The following is a 17,307-nucleotide window of genomic DNA, read 5'->3' as shown; positions in this document are numbered from 1 at the left end:
CCCCCACGATTTCCCAAGACTCTCTGGTAAATGAGGTATAGAACCTTGGCAATTTCATCAAAACAACGTGCTTCCCGCTCATCTCGTTCTCCTCGCACCGCCCAGGCCATGGCAGTCCCCCGCAAAAATCGTTCTCCTTGGGCTTGGTTAGGGTGGGGTGTGGCCTTTGCAACCGTATCGGCAGTTTCCTTGGGCCTGGGGATGTCCCTTTCGTTGATGACACCCTCACGCCAGAGTAACGGGGCACTATCTGGGGGCTGGGGTGAATTATTTGGGCGTGGGTTTCAATATGGTCTGGCCCGCCCGATCAATGTCCTCGTCATGGGAGTAGATTTAGAACCCAATGCCCGCGGCTATGACCATGAATCATTGAATGGGCGCAGTGACACGATCCTCTTAGCCCGCCTGAATCCGGATCAAGATTCCATTACCGTCTTAACCATTCCCCGGGATAGTCGGGTCGAAATTCCTGGCTATGGGATGCAAAAAATTAACGCGGCCAATGCCTTTGGGGGCGCGCCCTTAGCCACTCAGGTCGTCAGCCACACCCTAAATTATGTGCCGGTGGATCGTTACATCCGCATCAGTACTCAAGCGTTTCGGGAGCTTGTGGATTTAATTGGCGGTGTGGAAGTGAATGTCCCTGTGCGGATGAAATATACCGACAATACCCAAAAACTGTTTATTGACCTCCAACCGGGGCTGCAAACCTTAAATGGAGATCAAGCCGAGGGATTTGTCCGGTTCCGCCATGATGGTCTCGGTGATATTGGCCGCGCCCAGCGGCAACAGATTTTACTAAAAGCCCTACAGAAAAAAATTGCCAATCCCCTCATGCTGGCCAAGCTACCCCAGTTGTATCAAGTCATGCAGCAATATGTGGACACCGACCTGAGTTTTGGCGAGATGATGGCCATATTACAGTTTGGCCTGGGCACGTCCTCCAAAAATATCAATATGCTACTGTTGCCTGGTCAGTTCAGTGGCGATGGCTACGATGCTAGTTATTGGTTGCCCAATTATGAGGCGATTGATCGCTTGGTGGCCCGCCACTTTTTTGAAAAAGATGCGAGTTGGAGTGGAACAGAGAGCGTTGACCCCAAAGGCTTAAAAATTGCGATCCAAAATGCCACCAATAGCGACCAGGCCGGACAAGCCCTTGCTGACTTTTTGATGGCCCAAAACTACCGAAATGTCTATCTGGATTCTGAATGGTCACATCCCGAAGCAAAAACACAAGTTATTGCCCAGCAGGGGGATCGGGAAGCTGCCGTAGCCATGCTAATTAACTTGGGCTTGGGTAATGTTGCTAAAGATCTAGTAGAAGTAGATGCAACCGGGAGCTTTGGCTCAGATATTACGATTCGGATTGGCAGTGACTGGCGTAGTTTTGTTCCAGCAAATTTCTAGGGCTAGCCAGTCAAAAAATATAGCCAGAGAATCATTGCTCGCTTAAGGTTTCCCTGGCTAATCGTTCAAACTCTCCTAGAAATCATCCCCTAAACCAGGGTTTTGGCCGGGGCAGGAATTTCAGATTCAAGAATGTCGCTGGGGGCCGGGATTGTGGAGGGGTTGGCCTGGGATTTTTGATGTTTCTGATATAAAACAGCCACAACCGTGCCAACAACAAACAAACCACCCCCCAGGCCTAAAACATTGGGCCAAGGCGCATTGGGGACTTGAAATGACCCTTTAGCAGTGGAGTGGGTGGTATGGTAGCCACAGGCCTGGGCTGGAGACATGGGCATCGCCCCAAGCGCACCAACTCCGATCAGACTGGCAACAACTAACCCTTGCGATAAACGAGCTAAACCCATAGCCGACTCTCCCGGACATCGAGACAACGAATTACTATGGTTTTAACATATTCAGCTTTCCTTGGCTGTTAAAGAAACCTGAAGCTATAGCCCCAATGTCTGTGGGAATTAAGGGTCATCCTGATCAAAGGCTATTGGGACTTAATTATCGGGATTGGAACACCAGGGCCAGTTGGTTTTGGGCGTAGAGCCGCAAGGTGTTGCCTTGGATTTCATAGCGGGTTACCTTCCCCATGGCCTGGAAGAATTGAGATTCAATCTCTTGGACATTACCCTGTAAACAGGCCATTTTTGTACTGGCAGCGGGGCCAAGCTTCAAGGCATTACCCGTCCCCCTAAACCCCCCCGTAAATCGGTTACAACCTCCAGAGCCAAAATAGCGTTGTTCACTGGCATTAAATTCCACATAGGGGGGATTGGCTTTGACTTGCTCTAGTGGAATCCTTTGGTTACCAATGGCCTGGAGATACCATTTGGGGCCAGCTAACACCATAGACGGACTGGAGGTAGAAACTGGAGTGGAATTATTCCCATTGTTTTCGGTTGTTGTTACAGTAGTCGCAATTAAGTCGGGAACTTCATCAGGACGAATCTTGAAGGTAACAAAGCTTTTCCCAGAGGGACAACAGAGGGGATCCGTGCTGCGATAACGGGCAAACTCAACGTTAATTTCGCTGCCACTGTTCAGATAAGGTGCATAAAGAACCCCATCACTCCGGGAGTCCATTAATACAGGGGAGAGCGTCCCGGCGTAACGGCCCTCCACATAGACAAAGGCCTGGAAGCCCATGGGCCGGCACATCCCATCAAAACCAGAGGTGGCTAAAAACAACTGGGTGGTGTCATAGGTTTGCAAGGGGCCAAACAATTTCCAGCCTTTGGCGACTACGGCCCGCTCGGCATCTAGGCTAGGCTGGCGAATTTGGCTCACACATTGACTGATATTGGTGGCGGGCAAGGGTTTTGGCAATGCCGGAAAGTCTGAGGTTGGGCGGTTCCAGTTGGTTAAGGGTTGATCGAGCCAAGAAGAAGGATCACTCGGGGCCTGGGCCAGGGTAGCCAAGGGAACCCCAGACAGCACCGTAGAAACCAGGCCAGTGATAGCTAAACGAAACGGGTGGGACATCATATTGGATCGGCAAAATTGAATAGTGTTATCGTTGTTTCAATCTATGACAGTTGCGGAGAGGAATAGGTTTCTGGGAGGCTGCCTTTGGCTATGAATTGTCACGCTAGAGTTTGTAGCTTCTATTTCTTAAACCCCTTTAGTCCCCATCTTGAGACTGTAGATGCCGATCCTGTTGACCGGCCCAGTAGTTCGCCAAGGTAATGCCAGAAATATTATGCCAAAGGCTGAAAATAGCCGCGGGGAGGGCAGCGGTCGCATTAACAAATTGGGTCGCTAAAGCCACTCCCAGGCCAGAGTTTTGCATCCCCACTTCAATTGCCACTGTACGACAATCGGCTTCAGGCATCTGAAATAGGCGCGCCCCCCAGTACCCCAGTAATAAACCCAGGCCATTGTGTAAAACTACCGCCAAAATCACCATTAAAGGCAGTTGTAAAATCTGGGCCTGGTTCTGCCCCACAACCGTAGCAATAATCAGGGCAATCAAAAGGATGGAAATGGCCGGAAAAATAGCTAAGATTGGCTCTAAACGCCGCCGCAAAAGTCGCCTGAGGATTAAGCCATCTAGTAAGGGAAACAACACAATCCAAAATACAGACCCCATCAACGGCCCCAAAGCTAGATCGATTTTGGTGCGGGCTAGAGCATAAATTAATAGAGGTGTGAGGAGAGGCGCGAGCAGGGTGGTTGTTAGGGTTAAGACCACGGAGAGAGGCACATTGGCTCGGGCCAAATAGGTAATCACATTGGATGCCGTTCCCCCTGGACAAGCCCCAACCATGACCAGCCCGACAAACTCATCCCGCGGTAATTGGCAAAGTGTCGCTAATCCCCAGCCCAAAGTCGGCATAAGCAAAAATTGCAGCAACACCCCAATCCCCACCAAGGACTTTTTCTGCCAAATGCCTTGAAAATCCTTAAACTCCAAGGTCAACCCCATCCCAAACATCACCAGGCCCAGCAGTTGGGGAATATAGGCCCTAAAGCCCGTAAACAGCCCTGGATATCCCAAAGCCAAGAGAGAGAGGGACAAAGCCACCAGGAGGAAATAGCGTTCAATTGCGCGAATCACTGTTTTCAAGGGGACTAACCCACTAACAGATTTTCTTCGGGATAATGCACGGTCGTGGGTTTGGGATCCCCAATAATTGCCGCCATCAAGAGAAGAATGCCAACTCGACCCACATACATGGTGATCACTAAAATTACCTTAGAAACAAGGGATAAGCTGGCGGTGATTCCCGTAGATAGGCCCACGGTGGCAAAGGCGGACACAACCTCAAACAGGATTCTAATAAAGTTCACATCCCGATCCGCAATGGAAATCATAATGGTTGCGAAGATGACGACTACGGCGGAACCAACCGTTACAGCCACCGCTTTCATGATCAGGGAGGGAGGAACTTGTCGCTCATAAAGCAAGACCTCTTCTTTTCCTTGCAAGGTAGATTTCGTAATTCCTGTCAGGAGCCGAGCCGTGGTGGTTTTAATCCCGCCAGCAGTGCCCCCTGGACTACCTCCGACAAACATCAAGGCAATGATCATAAACAGAGCCGTATTACTCATGGCCCCAATATCCACCGTATTGAATCCGGCGGTGCGGGCGGTCACGGACTGAAACCAGGCCACGAGGACTTGCTGGCCAAAGTTCAAATCAAAATACTCTGGGGATGTTTTGACCTCAATTAGGAAAAGGGCAATAGTGCCAAAAAGCAGGAGGCGAGTGGTAGTGGTGGTGACAATCTTAAAATTTAAGCTAAAGGTTAACAGGCCAGCCTTGTGATCCAGGCGATCTCGAAACCAGGTATAAATTTCAAAAATCACTTCATAGCCAATACCCCCAAAGATAATCAGGGCGGGAATAGTCAGGTTAATTCCCAGGGAGGCCTGGTAGGAGATCAAGTTATCACTAAACAAACTAAACCCGGCATTATTCCAGGCACTAATACTATGGAAAATCGCCAGCCACAGGCCATGGCCCCAGCCATATTGAGAGTGGAAGTTGAGTAACAAAAGGAAAATACCTGTAATCTCAAAGATCAAGGTTGTGGCGATAATCGAGCGCACCATTTGCCGCCCCCCATTCATTCCTGGCCGATCCAAAGCCTGTTGAATCGCCATTTTTTCCTTGAGCTTAAACTTCCGCCCCAACAGGAGAATTAAAAAAGTGTTGGCGGTCATATAACCCAGGCCCCCGACTTGAATCAAGGCCAGAATTACCACCTGTCCCCAAGTTGAAAAATACGTCCCCGTGTCCACCACAACATGGCCGGTGACACAAACCGCTGAGGTTGCCGTAAACAGAGCGACAATGGGATCATTCCAGGCCCCACTACTGGTCGAAATCGGCAACACCAGCAAAAATGTGCCAATGGAAATCACTGCCAAAAAACCTAAGCAGATTGTCCGGGGAATGGTTAACATCTGGAACACCACCAAAGGGCCAATTGCAGAATAGAGCGTAATAAGAGAGCTTGGTGCAAAATTTGTTCCCGCCACCCCCGCAGTCAGTCAGTTAAAATTATGCCGTTATCTTGGAGCAATCAAGCCCATGGCCCCATCCCTGGAGCAGAAAATTTCCGCCTTTTACGATCGATCCTCAGGCCTGTGGGAGCAAATCTGGGGCGAACATATGCATCATGGCTATTATGGCCCCACGGGCGAAACCCCCAAATCCCGGCTCCAGGCCCAAATTGACCTCATTGAAGAACTGTTGCATTGGGGAGCGGTTGAGAGGGGGGCAGACATTTTAGATGTGGGCTGTGGGATTGGCGGCAGTTCCATCTACCTAGCCGGAAAGTTCGGAGCCAATGTGACGGGCATTACCCTCAGTTCAGTGCAAGCGGGCCGGGGGCAATCGCGCGCGCAACGGTTGGGATTGGCGGATCGGGTCAGTTTTCAGGTGGCCAATGCCCTAGAGATGCCGTTTGCCGATCAGAGTTTTGATCTGGTTTGGACCTTGGAAAGTGGCGAACACATGGCGGACAAAGCCCAATTTCTCCAGGAATGTTGCCGTGTATTGCAACCGGGAGGGAAATTACTCATGGCCACTTGGTGTCATCGGCCCACCTTGCCAGATTACCCACCCCTGACGGAAAAAGAATCGGAGCATCTCCGCCGGATTTATCAGGTCTATTGTTTGCCCTATGTGATTTCCCTGCCCGACTACCAGGCCATTGCCACAACACTCCCCCTCACCGAGGTTAAAACCGCAGATTGGTCTTCGGCCGTGGCCCCCTTTTGGCAGGATGTGATCGCCTCAACAACTTCGCCCCAGGCCCTGTGGGGATTATTAACGGCTGGCTGGTCAACGGTGGAAGCGGCTTTATCCTTAGGGTTGATGAGCCAGGGCTTTCGTTCCGGCTTAATTCGCTATGGCCTATTGCAAGGGGTCAAAGTAGCCGATGAGGTCGGAAATTTCTAGGCATAGGTTCATAAAATTTATGCACATGGGACGGGAATCTTTAAAAAACGTAACCTACCATACGGAGTCCAGTGGCTTTCTGGGCTAGGCTAAGGGGAGTAGGGGTACTTTATGCGAGGCTCTTCGGAAAACCTATGATTGAACCATTACTGCCCGTTGCTCCCCCGGCCTCGGATTCTTCCCAGGTTTGGCTGTCTCTGAAGCAGGCCATTGCCCAGAGTTCTGGTTTCAAACGTTGGCTGCAAGAGTCGGCTTTACGGGTGATGACAGATGCGGACTTAGATACCCAAGTGGCAGCCTATCTGCGGCAAACCCTAGAAACCTTAGCCTACTAAATCTTGCCTCTGGATCTCCGGTTCCCGCTCATTTGCTTGTCTATGGCGTTATTATTCCAGGCCTATCCCACACCTCCCCTAACGACACCGGCGGGTTGGTTGATTCTCCTCCACGGCTGGGGGGCCAATGGTCAAGATTTACTCTCCTTAGCTCCAATTCTCGGTTTGGCTGGCTGGCAAATTTATTGTTTGGAGGCCCCCTTTCCCCATCCGCAAGTACCGGGGGGCTATATGTGGTATGACCTCACAGATTTTGAACATAAACCAGGCCTGGAGACAAGTCGGGCGGCCCTAAGCGATTGGTTGACAACGACTCCCTTGGATTTATCGCGCACCGTTTTAGCTGGGTTTTCCCAAGGTGGAGCCATGACCCTTGAGGTTGGCCTGGGATTACCCTTGGCGGGCCTGGTGGTCTTGAGTGGTTATCTCCATCCTCAATTAGCTTTACCGATCACGGCCCCACCGATCCTGATGATCCATGGCCAAGCCGATCTAGTTGTGCCCGTTAACATTGCCCAGGCCAGTTATCAGGAACTCCAACAAGCCCAAATTGCTGTCAACTATCAAGAGCTAAAGATGGGCCATGAAATTAACCTTGCGGCCATGGAATCAGTCCGGGATTTTATCCTCAGCTTACCCTTGGCTAAGGCGTAGTTTTGGCATCCATGATGTAGCCAGTATCTAGGAATTGAGGGTGGAAAGACAATGATGACAGTCCTTTGAGAGGCTCAGTTCGGTTCCTTGGGCATTCCAATAGACTTCATCAAAGATTTCATAGAGGATAAATAAGCCCCGCCCACCTTCAGATGTTTCTGCCGGGAGCAAGTCTTCAATCAGGATTGGGTAGGCAGAAGGGGGATCAAAGCCCGCCCCTTGATCGGTAATAACCCAGTGAATCTGCTCATCAATGATGGAATAGCGGACGAGGACAACTTTTTGGGGATTTAATTCATTGCCATGTTTGGCGGCATTGACGAGGGCTTCCTGCAATCCAAGGCGGACTTCTTCACGGTAGGCTTCCGGGACATGGGCCAGAAGTGTGTCGAGGACGGGCTGCAAATAGAGGGTTGAAGTAAAGGTCAGCGTACTCCATTGGGGAGCTTTAGCCAGATACATTACAGCAGTCATTAGTAAACGACCTTTGAACGATGAGCTTTTATCCACACAATCGGAGGATAGCTGGCACGGGGATTGTGAAAGAGTGAGTGATCAGAGGGTTCGCAAGTCGCATTAAAAGGAATTTACTGAATACCAGCTATGACTAGATCATAACAAGCTCGCGAAGTTACCACAAGAGAACCAAAATTTAAGGAACGGAAAACCGTACTTGATAGAGCCTGATAATTTCGGCAATGACGGCTTCAATACTCAACTGATCGGTGACAATTTCAATGGCATCGGGGGCCGGGCGAAAGGGCGCGTAGGCACGATGTTGATCCGCGTAGTCCCGTTGGCTAATGTCGGCTTGGAGTTGGGCCAGGCTAATGTCAGGGTTGCCTTGGGCTTGGAGTTCTTGCCAGCGGCGTTTGGCCCGTTCTTCCACTGAGGCGGTCAAAAAGATTTTCAGGCCGGCCTGGGGAAACACATGGGTGCCAATATCTCGCCCTTCGGCGGCCACCCCACCATTTTGGCCCAGAAGTTGTTGCTGCTTGACGAGAATTTTCCGAACAGCAGGCTGGGCAGCGACTTGGGAAACATGGGCGGTGACTGCGGGGGCGCGGATGGCCTGGGTAATATCTTGGCCGTTGATGAAGACCTTGGGGGCCAGGCCAGGTTGAGATTGGGGCACAAATTCAATTCGACATTGGCTAATGGTCTCGGCTACGGCAATGGGATCCCCGAGGTTTACCTTTGCGGTCATCAGCCACCAGGTTGCAGCCCGGTACATGGCCCCTGTATCCAAGTAGAGAAGCCCCAAGGCAGCAGCAGCTTGACGGGTGACGGTGGATTTTCCGGCTCCGGCTGGCCCATCAATGGCCAAAATTGGCGGACAGGCATCTAAAAGACAGTTATCAATTAGGCGGGTAGGGCCCAGATAGACCGCAGTTGCTAATAATCCTTGGGTTTGAACCGCCTCTAGGGGTTGCATTGTCCGGGGATCCACGAGGTCAACATAGTCTAGGGTCAGGGTTGGAACCTGTGTCAGATGTTTTTGGACGGTAGCAATGAGGGCGGCGCGGTCACGGATTCCTTGCTGAAAGAGGGTTTGAGCCTGGTTGAGGGCCTGGAAAATAGCTCTGGCTTGCTCCCGCTCTAAGGGAGTTAAATATTGATTGCGAGAGCTTAAGGCCAGGCCCGCTGACTCTCGCACAATGGGCACCGCGATAATTTTAACGGGCAGATTTAGATCAGCAACCAGGCGGCGAATGATGGCTAACTGTTGGGCATCTTTTTGACCGAAATAGGCTCGCTGGGGCTTGACCAGATGCAGGAGTTTCAAAACCACCGTAGCCACCCCAGTAAAGTGTCCCGGCCGGCTGAGACCACAGAGGACTTCTGTTAATTCTGGGGGGGGAATGACGCGGGTTGGGTTGGCCTGGAGATACAGTTCCGCGGCACTGGGGGCAAAAACTAAATCAACTGCCGCAGTTTGACAGAGATCACAGTCTTGGGCCAGGGTTTGGGGATAACGGGTCAGGTCTTCTTGGGGGCCAAATTGGAGGGGGTTGACAAAAATACTGACGATGACAATTTCACAGTCTTGGCGGGCCTGGTGGATCAGGGCTAAATGTCCGGTATGAAGCGCGCCCATCGTAGGAACAAAGCCGACAGTGGCCGATGTGGGCCGGGACGTTGTTCCCAGGTTTTCTAAAAAGGCCTCCAGGCCGGCAATGGTTTTTACTACCCGCATTGGTTCAAATCACACCGCAAACCACAGTTAAGCCATTTTTTTCAGGGAGACTTGGCCCCTAGGTAGAATAGCCTATTCTTGCGATGCTTGCTTGGGGTGGGGTAACGTAAAACGAGACGAGGGGCCTGGGAGTCGTAAATTAGTGAATAAAAATTTCCTCAAGCGTTGGGCAGGGATTCTGGTGGCTGGCCTGGGGGTAGGTTCCCTCGTGATGGTTTTTTATTCCCAGGCCCAGAGTGAAACGGTCCCAGCGGCCGTAACCAGTCCTCCTCCAGAAATACCGCAACTAGAAAATCTCCCCACGCCAACTCTGCCCACTGCTGTTCCCCCGCTACAGCCCGCCCAACCGACTTATACCGCTGTTAATGAATTTAGTCATCATACCTTTCAAATTGATAGTCGCCGCCTCTTTCATCCTCAGCCATTGCCCAACTTACCGATTCGGACAGCCCCCTCGAAGTTATTGAGAGTATTACGAAATACCCGTACCTATTTTGCCCAATATGGTAGTTCGGATCCAGTGGTGCAGCGGGATGGAATTTTGGCGGCCCAAGGGGTGACATTAACGGATGTTTTAAATACTCTTGATTTTATGATTGCCACCTTGACGGAGGACATTAGCAAAAAGCAACCGATTCGCCTCTTGGATAGTCAATTTATTAATCAAAATTTCCGAGTCATGGCCTGGAAACCCTACAATCCTCGCAATCCCCAACAAACTGAAAAGTTACGGTTGACCAAATATGCGGTTTTTACCCACCGTGGTTCTCGTACCCGCACCGCGACTTATAACGTGGCTCTTTATGCTTTGCCCCCTAATGCGAATCAGGACTATTTCTATCGTCAATACACAAAGCAGCAGGTGATTGCCGGTATTTATGAGCCTGGGGGTCAGGAGTATGGGCGTGTACAACCGATTGCCTATTTAACCCGAGCTGCCTTTGAAGATGCCTTAATGCAGGGGACAATTTTAATTCAGTTTCCCGATGGTTCAGCCAGTTATTTCAATGTGGATCGGAATAATAATATTGCTTTTGTCAAAGGACTAGAACCCTATCATCAAAAACGCTATTGGTATTTTCGGGAAGTTAAAGCCATTAAGGGCTATGGCAGTGAAATTACCAATAAAATTGATATTGAACCCGAAGTGACTTTTGCCGGAGATGTCTATAACATTGGCCTGGGACGGGTGATTCTGTTAGAAGATCAGGCCGGGGGGGGACATAAGCTCCGGTTAGGGGTGATTGCTGATACAGGTGGGGCATTTATTCCTAATCTATATCAATTGGATTTTTTGACTGGAGTGTTTCCAAGCCGTCAGGATTTTCAGAATTATATCTATCAACTCCCGGAATTTGTTAAGGCCTATATCTTAATCAAGAAGTAATGAGATTTTTAAGTCAATTATCTTCCAACACCGCCCAGGCCTGGAATTGCTTAATTTCCTCACAAATTGCTTTTAGTTTTTGTTGATTTTCTAGTGTTGGATTGGCTAAGTATTTTAAGAGCGCAAAATCGCGTCGATTCTGGCGTTGCTCTCTCTCAATTTCTCGGTTTCGAGCCAAGTTTCTATTGAACCACTTAAGGCCAAGATCAACCAGAGCCACCAAGAGGGTTGCGGCAAAGGCCCAGATGCTCCATTCTCTGAAGGTTTGGGGGTAAATGGGAGAGAGAAGTCAGTGGGTTCATAAAATCGTAGAGCGGCAGTTACGGCAACTAAGACAGTTAAGAGTGTACCGGGTAGGACTGATAAAAAGGTTAACCACAATTTCGTCTTAGCCCAAGACTCCCATAGCCCAGGATTGTTCACATTCTAACTATCCACGCTACCCTGAAAAAAGTGCAGTTGAGTTGGCTTGAATCATGCTTGGGTCTGTAGAGCTTCGGTCGTTTTTGGATGGGGAAAGTCGGCCTTCGTTTGTCTTAGCGGGTGCAAAACCTCACTACAACCCAGATCGCCCAGGCCAGGTGGAACACATTTTCTTAGACCTCAATTTAGATTTACAACAGCAGCAATGTTGGGGAACCTGTCAGATTCGCTTAAACCCCATCGTCCCAGGCCTGGAGCAACTCACCCTCGATGCTGTCAACCAAAACATCAACGGGGTGTGGATTAACGACGAGGCCCAAACCTTTAACTACACCGGCGAACAACTCGAAATCACCCTGTCCCACCCCCCCACCCCCGGCCAGGCCATCACGATCAAAATTGACTATCACCTGGATCATCCGGAACGGGGCCTTTATTTTGTCTTGCCCGATGCCCACTATCCCCATAAACCGATCCAGGCCTGGACTCAAGGGGAAGATGAAGACTCCCGGTTTTGGTTTCCCTGTTTTGACTATCCCGGCCAGTTAGCAACCTCTGAAGTTCGAGTTCGGGTGCCACAGCCGTTTATGGCCATTTCTAACGGAGAATTGCGCGGTGTTGAAGATCAGGGCGACCACAAAATTTATCACTGGTATCAACCCCAAGTTCATCCCACCTATTTAATGACATTGGCAGTTGGGGAATTTACGGAATTGCACGACAGTTGGCAAGGCAAACCCGTCACCTATTACGTCACCCCCGGCCGGGAAACAGACGGACAGCGAACGATGGGTAAAACACCCCAAATGATTGAGTTTTTCAGTCAGAAATATGGTTACAACTACCCCTATCCCAAATACGCCCAAGTCTGTGTCGATGACTTCATTTTTGGGGGTATGGAAAACACCTCAACGACGCTTTTAACCGACCGTTGTTTATTAGATGAACGGGCCGCCCTCGACAACCGCAACAGTGAAAGCCTCGTTGCCCATGAATTAGCCCACCAGTGGTTTGGGGATTTAGTGGTGATTAAACATTGGTCCCACGCTTGGATTAAAGAAGGGATGGCTTCCTATTCTGAAATCATGTGGACAGAGCAGGAATACGGAACTGATGAAGCTGCCTATTATCGTCTTGGGGAAATTCGCAACTACCTCCATGAAGATGGCTCCCGCTATCGCCGTCCAATTGTTACCCACGTCTATCGAGAAGCGATTGAATTGTATGACCGTCACCTCTACGAAAAAGGGGCCTGTGTCTATCACATGATCCGGGCAGAATTGGGAGAAGAATTATTCTGGAAAGCCATTCATACCTTTGTCCAGGCCAATGCCCATAAAACCGTCGAAACGATTGATTTGTTAAGAGCAATTGAAACCTCCACTGGCCGGAATTTACTCCCCTTATTTGATCAATACGTCTTCCGGGGTGGACATCCAGACTATAAAGTCGCCTATAAATGGGATTCTAAGAGCAAGTTAGCCGTTTTAACCGTGACCCAATCCCAGGCCAGCAAGGAAGGCACATCTCCCTTAGATCGCGGCTTGTTTGATTTAGAGATTCCTTTGGGTTTTGGCTTTGTCTCTGATCGCAATGAGGTAATGACCCAAACTCTTTCTGTCCGGATTCATGAACCTGAACAAAGTTTTTACATTTCCCTCTCCCAAAAACCGCAATTTATTAGCTTTGATGTTGGCAACCACACCTTAAAAACTGTCACGCTAGAGTACCCACTCCCCGAACTGAAAGCCCAACTCAAACAGGATCCGGATCCCCTCAGTCGGATCAATGCTGCCAAAGCCTTAGCCAAAAAAGGGGGATTAGAAGCGGTTATCGCCCTCGCCCAAGGATTAGAAACCGATCCGTTTTGGGGTGTGCGCGTCGAAATTGCCAAACAGTTGGGAACGATTAAGTTGGATCAAGCCCTCCATGGCCTGGCTGTGGGATTACAAGATGCAGAAGCGAGGGTGCGCCGGGCCTGTGTCGAAGCCATCACCTCATTCAAAACCACCGAAGCCTATCAACTGATCAAAGCCATTGCGATTCATGGAGATCCTAGTTATCTGGTTGAAGCAGCGGCCTTGCGGGGGATTGGCGAAATTGCCGCGGCCAAACCAGGGGAAAAACCAAAACCGAAAAAAGTCTTCAAGATTCTCGAAACCGCCTTAGAAGAACGGGCTGGCTGGAATGAAGTCGTCCGGGCTGGAGCCATTGGGGGCCTGGGAGCCTTAAAGGAATTACCGGAAGCTGTGGATTTGGTCTTGGACTATACCCAACTGGGAATCCCTCAACCCTTGCGTTTAGCGGCCATCCGAACTCTGGGAACTCTCGGCAAAAATCAAACCCCAGAATTGCTGGAGCGCATCTTGAACCGCCTGCAACATCTCAGCAGTGAAAGCTTTTTCTTGAGCCAAATTGCCACAATCACGGCCTTAAGCCAAATGGATAACCCCCAGGCCCTGAGTCTCTTGCGTCAAATGGCCGAACAATGTTTAGATGGCCGAGTCAAGCGGGCTGCGGATGAAGGGGTGGCCAAAGTCCAAAAAGCCATCGGCAACACCCAGGCCCTGAAAACCGTCCAAGATGATCTAGCCGAATTGAAACGCCAAAATCAAAAACTCCTCAGTCGCCTCGAACAGTTGGAAGCCCAAACTAAAGCCAATCATGACTCAGACACATCAGCAAAACTGGAATCAGACGCGACTTCTCCCTAGGCTCAGACTCTCGGGCTGGGGGAAATCTCTGCTACTGATGACCCTCAGTTTTTTGCTGGTCGTGGGGCTAGAGTTACCAAGTTGGGGCCAGTTTACAATCCCCGGACTGACGACCTCCGGCTCATCACGACCGCCAACGGGAGTCGTCCGGCAAGGGAATATTGAAGCTGCCCCAGTCTGGTTTGATGGCGAAATATTATTTGCAGTGACGGCTCCAACGGTGCGGGATCGGGATAACCCTGGGGACTTATTGCCTGTAGAAATGCGGGTTGAACTCATTCAAGCCAACCTCCGGCGCGCCTTATTTACGGATGTGAGCTTTAGTTTTGTGGATGCTCTCCAGCTTAGATATCCCAAGCCCGACAATGTTGTCGCCGGTGTGGCCCTCTTTAACGGGGAAACCATTATTACGGTGCGGACAAACGAGCAACAACGCCCCCAAAAAATTCTCACGGTTACAGAAACTGATGCCGATTTTTATAGCCTGGCTATTCCTGATTTAGCTGCGGAATGGCAGAAAAAAATTCAAGTCGCCCTCCGAGAAGCCGCTGCCGAACGTGCCCCTGATGCCTTAATTAGCCAATTGAGCCGGGCCTGCCAAATTTTAGTCCTCATGGCTAGTCTCAGTTTAGGGGTACTCATCCTCCAGCGGCTCTTAACTCTGCGGCTGCAGTCCCTCAAGCAAGCCTATACTCAGGCCCCCCTAGATTCCCCAGAGCCAAACCCGACTCCTCCCCCCACAGGCCTGCAACGCTTTTTCCAACTCCTCCCAGGCCCAGAACTGTTCTCGTCAGAGTTTGACCTGAAAGACAAGCACATCAAGTTCCTAAAGCTGATTCAATTTTTATTGACCTGGAGTCAGGCAGCTTTGTGGCTGGGGGGCACATTCTTAATTCTGCATTTATTTCCTTGGACACGCTTTTTTGCCTTACAGGTCTTGGGGCTGCCGATTTGGTGGCTTGTCATTTGGTTTCTGGGTGGTTTAGCCAACTCCTTGGGTGACATTGCTCTCGAACGGATGGGAACTCTTTGGCATCGTTATCCCGTCAGTGCCGAAACCGATCTCCAACGTCGTCATCTCCGTATTAGTACGGCCTTAAAAGTCTTTGCTGGCCTGAAAACGACCCTCATTTATGCCATTGCCCTTGGCCTGATCGTGAACAGTGTTGGGATTCCTGTGGTTTCCGTGATTGCCATTGGTGGTTTACTAGCCTTTGCATTATCTTTGGGGGCCCAGAGCTTAGTGCGGGATTTGATTAACGGAGCCTTTATCCTTTGGGAAGATCAGTTTGGGATTGGGGATGTGGTTGCGATTGGGGCCGTGAGTGGGGCCGTTGAAAATATGAATCTGCGGATTACCCAGCTTCGGAATGGGGAGGGGCGGCTGATTACCATTCCCAATAGTGCCATTTCGGTGGTTGAAAATTTGACGCGGACTTGGTCACGAGTGGACTTTACCATTGACATAGACCCCAAAACCCCAGCCGACCAGGCCCTAGACTGCCTTAAACAAGTTACGACTCAACTATACACAGAACCGGCCTGGCAGGAACAAATTCTTGAACCCCCGGAAGTCTTGGGCATTGAACAATTGACTCACAGTGGCTTGACGATTCGGATTTGGATTAAGACCAAACCTGGGCGGCAGTGGGCGGTGGGGCGAGAGTTACGGCAGCGGGTTCAGAGGACAATGTTAAAGATGGGCCTGGAAATTGGTCGGCCTCAACAAACTCTGTTCAATCAGCAAAATGGCAAAATTAATGGGCCATCTCCTCAGCCAACCGATCAGCCAAGTTAGGTACGTCTGGGCAAACTGGCCTGGGTCTAAGGATTGCCGATTCTAAATTTTGAGTAGTAACCACCGATGTCTTTTCCCCTATCTCGATGGATTTTTCTGAAAATTACCCCCATCTTAGTGGTAACTAGCTTGGCCGGATGTGCCGGAAACCAGGCCTGGGAACAAGCGTTTTCCGCAGATCCCAATACCCAAACCTGGAATGAAGCGAGTCCGGCCCCCCTGAAACTTCCCCCTGAATTACAGTTTCCCCAGGCCAGCCTGATCAAAACTCTTCCCCTCGACAATGGCCAAAGTGAAACCCACTGGCAAACCAGTCAGCCTCCCCTCGCTATTCAAGGCTTTTATCAGCAACAACTCACCCAACTCGGCTGGCAACTGCAACCCCCAGAAACCGTTGGCACTCAACTGATTCTTCAGGCCCAAAAAGATACCGATCAACTCCGGCTCACCCTGAATCCCCCCACTAACAACGGTACAGAATTCACGATTCAATTTGGGCCTGGACAGCCTGCCCCCAATCCGACTAATTCACCTACCAGCCCCACTCCCACTCCCCAGGCCAGCCCTGCGGATCTCCCGCCCCAAACCTTTACCGACCTGGCCCAAGCTCCCGCCACCCTCCAACCCGCCCTCCAGGATTTAGCAGAACTTGGAGTCATCACGGGCAGTTCCCAAAATCCCCAACAATTTGCCCCCAACCAGCCCATTACCAGGGGAACCTACGCCCGCTGGTTAGTCACGGCCCATAATCGCTTTTATGCCGACCGTCCGGCCCGCCAAATTCGCCTGGGCAGTCCCAATGATAAACCCCTCTTTAATGATGTCCCGAAAACCAACCCGGACTTTCCCTACATTCAAGGCCTGGCTGCCGCTGGATATTTACCCAGTCCCTTAACAGGCAGTGTCACTCCCCTTTTCCGCCCCAATGCCCCCTTGACTCGAGAAACTCTTCTCCAGTGGAAAGTCCCCTTAGATGTTCAGCGAAACCTAACCACCACTGCCGTTGATCGAATCGAACAAACCTGGGGCTTCAAAGACAGCAATCGAATTACCCCAGAAGCACTAAGTGCCACCGCTGCTGATTTTCAAAATGGAGATTTATCCAATATTCGCCGGATTTTTGGAGCCACCCTCTTGTTACAACCGCAAAAACCTGTCACCCGGGCCGAAGCCGCCGCCTCTCTCTGGTATATGGGCAATCAGGCCGGAGATGGTCTTTCCGCTCAAGATATTCTTGGGAAAACCACTGCTCCATCTTCAAATTAGAGGTCTATCCCAAGCCTAGCTTACGAAGCGCATCATCGTAGTCTAAATCGCCACCACCAACAATATCTTCAATTTCATTAAACGTTTCACCTGGGTTAAAGATAGTCCGTCTAGTTTTATAGTTATTGCGATTAAGAATGGGACATTGAGCAGCACAATAGTG

15 protein-coding genes are annotated in these 17,307 nt (G+C 50.4%); 8 read left to right on the top strand and 7 right to left on the bottom strand.

The window, feature by feature from the left end:
* Positions 1–45 precede the first annotated feature (45 nt).
* Positions 46–1,410: an LCP family protein gene (locus RIF25_RS11705; RefSeq protein WP_322878722.1), complete on the top strand. Its 1,365-nt coding sequence runs from the start codon at positions 46–48 to the stop codon at positions 1,408–1,410.
* 89 nt (positions 1,411–1,499) lie between these two features.
* On the opposite strand, the gene RIF25_RS11700 is transcribed toward RIF25_RS11705, so the two are convergent.
* The 4 genes from RIF25_RS11700 to RIF25_RS11685 all read right to left on the bottom strand — a co-directional run bounded on the left by RIF25_RS11700 (position 1,500) and on the right by RIF25_RS11685 (position 5,370).
* A complete protein-coding gene (locus RIF25_RS11700) occupies positions 1,500–1,817 on the bottom strand; it encodes a hypothetical protein (protein ID WP_322878721.1) in 318 nt (105 codons plus the stop codon).
* Between the two features lie 145 nt (positions 1,818–1,962).
* Entirely contained in the window at positions 1,963–2,943 is a 981-nt protein-coding gene (locus RIF25_RS11695; protein WP_322878720.1) for an META domain-containing protein, read from the bottom strand.
* A 139-nt stretch (positions 2,944–3,082) separates the two neighbouring features.
* Positions 3,083–4,018, bottom strand: a complete 936-nt coding sequence (locus RIF25_RS11690; protein WP_322878733.1) for a bile acid:sodium symporter family protein — start codon at positions 4,016–4,018, stop codon at positions 3,083–3,085.
* A gap of 14 nt (positions 4,019–4,032) precedes the next feature.
* Positions 4,033–5,370: a TrkH family potassium uptake protein gene (locus tag RIF25_RS11685; RefSeq protein WP_322878719.1), complete on the bottom strand. Its 1,338-nt coding sequence runs from the start codon at positions 5,368–5,370 to the stop codon at positions 4,033–4,035.
* 127 nt (positions 5,371–5,497) lie between these two features.
* On the opposite strand from RIF25_RS11685, the gene RIF25_RS11680 reads away from it, so the two are divergent.
* The 3 genes from RIF25_RS11680 to RIF25_RS11670 all read left to right on the top strand — a co-directional run bounded on the left by RIF25_RS11680 (position 5,498) and on the right by RIF25_RS11670 (position 7,359).
* Entirely contained in the window at positions 5,498–6,370 is an 873-nt protein-coding gene (locus tag RIF25_RS11680) for a methyltransferase domain-containing protein (protein ID WP_322878718.1), read from the top strand.
* Between the two features lie 134 nt (positions 6,371–6,504).
* The gene (locus tag RIF25_RS11675) at positions 6,505–6,705 is read left to right on the top strand and encodes a hypothetical protein (protein ID WP_322878717.1); all 201 of its coding nucleotides are present in this window, start codon (positions 6,505–6,507) and stop codon (positions 6,703–6,705) included.
* Positions 6,706–6,747: 42 nt separating this feature from the next.
* Positions 6,748–7,359: an alpha/beta hydrolase gene (locus tag RIF25_RS11670; RefSeq protein ID WP_322878716.1), complete on the top strand. Its 612-nt coding sequence runs from the start codon at positions 6,748–6,750 to the stop codon at positions 7,357–7,359.
* A 27-nt stretch (positions 7,360–7,386) separates the two neighbouring features.
* Here RIF25_RS11670 and RIF25_RS11665 read toward each other — a convergent pair whose 3' ends face one another.
* Both RIF25_RS11665 and RIF25_RS11660 read right to left on the bottom strand, forming a co-directional pair.
* On the bottom strand, positions 7,387–7,833 hold the full coding sequence (locus RIF25_RS11665; RefSeq protein ID WP_322878715.1) for an ATP-binding protein: 447 nt from the start codon (positions 7,831–7,833) through the stop codon (positions 7,387–7,389).
* Between the two features lie 178 nt (positions 7,834–8,011).
* Positions 8,012–9,556: a bifunctional pantoate--beta-alanine ligase/(d)CMP kinase gene (locus RIF25_RS11660; protein WP_322878714.1), complete on the bottom strand. Its 1,545-nt coding sequence runs from the start codon at positions 9,554–9,556 to the stop codon at positions 8,012–8,014.
* Between the two features lie 142 nt (positions 9,557–9,698).
* On the opposite strand from RIF25_RS11660, the gene RIF25_RS11655 reads away from it, so the two are divergent.
* On the top strand, positions 9,699–10,943 hold the full coding sequence (locus tag RIF25_RS11655) for a hypothetical protein (protein ID WP_322878713.1): 1,245 nt from the start codon (positions 9,699–9,701) through the stop codon (positions 10,941–10,943).
* 13 nt (positions 10,944–10,956) lie between these two features.
* Here RIF25_RS11655 and RIF25_RS11650 read toward each other — a convergent pair whose 3' ends face one another.
* The gene (locus RIF25_RS11650) at positions 10,957–11,121 is read right to left on the bottom strand and encodes a hypothetical protein (RefSeq protein WP_322878712.1); all 165 of its coding nucleotides are present in this window, start codon (positions 11,119–11,121) and stop codon (positions 10,957–10,959) included.
* Positions 11,122–11,419: 298 nt separating this feature from the next.
* On the opposite strand from RIF25_RS11650, the gene RIF25_RS11645 reads away from it, so the two are divergent.
* The 3 genes from RIF25_RS11645 (at position 11,420) to RIF25_RS11635 (ending at position 17,144) form a co-directional block, all read left to right on the top strand.
* The gene (locus tag RIF25_RS11645) at positions 11,420–14,080 is read left to right on the top strand and encodes a M1 family metallopeptidase (RefSeq protein WP_322878711.1); all 2,661 of its coding nucleotides are present in this window, start codon (positions 11,420–11,422) and stop codon (positions 14,078–14,080) included.
* 37 nt (positions 14,081–14,117) lie between these two features.
* Entirely contained in the window at positions 14,118–15,878 is a 1,761-nt protein-coding gene (locus RIF25_RS11640; RefSeq protein ID WP_322878710.1) for a mechanosensitive ion channel family protein, read from the top strand.
* Positions 15,879–15,944: 66 nt separating this feature from the next.
* Entirely contained in the window at positions 15,945–17,144 is a 1,200-nt protein-coding gene (locus tag RIF25_RS11635) for an S-layer homology domain-containing protein (protein WP_322878709.1), read from the top strand.
* Positions 17,145–17,307: the final 163 nt, after the last annotated feature.

Source organism: Pseudocalidococcus azoricus BACA0444 (assembly GCF_031729055.1).
Lineage (GTDB): Bacteria > Cyanobacteriota > Cyanobacteriia > Thermosynechococcales > Thermosynechococcaceae > Pseudocalidococcus > Pseudocalidococcus azoricus.
Note: the sequence above shows the minus strand (reverse complement) of the source record. Positions and strands in the feature narration are given on the sequence as shown.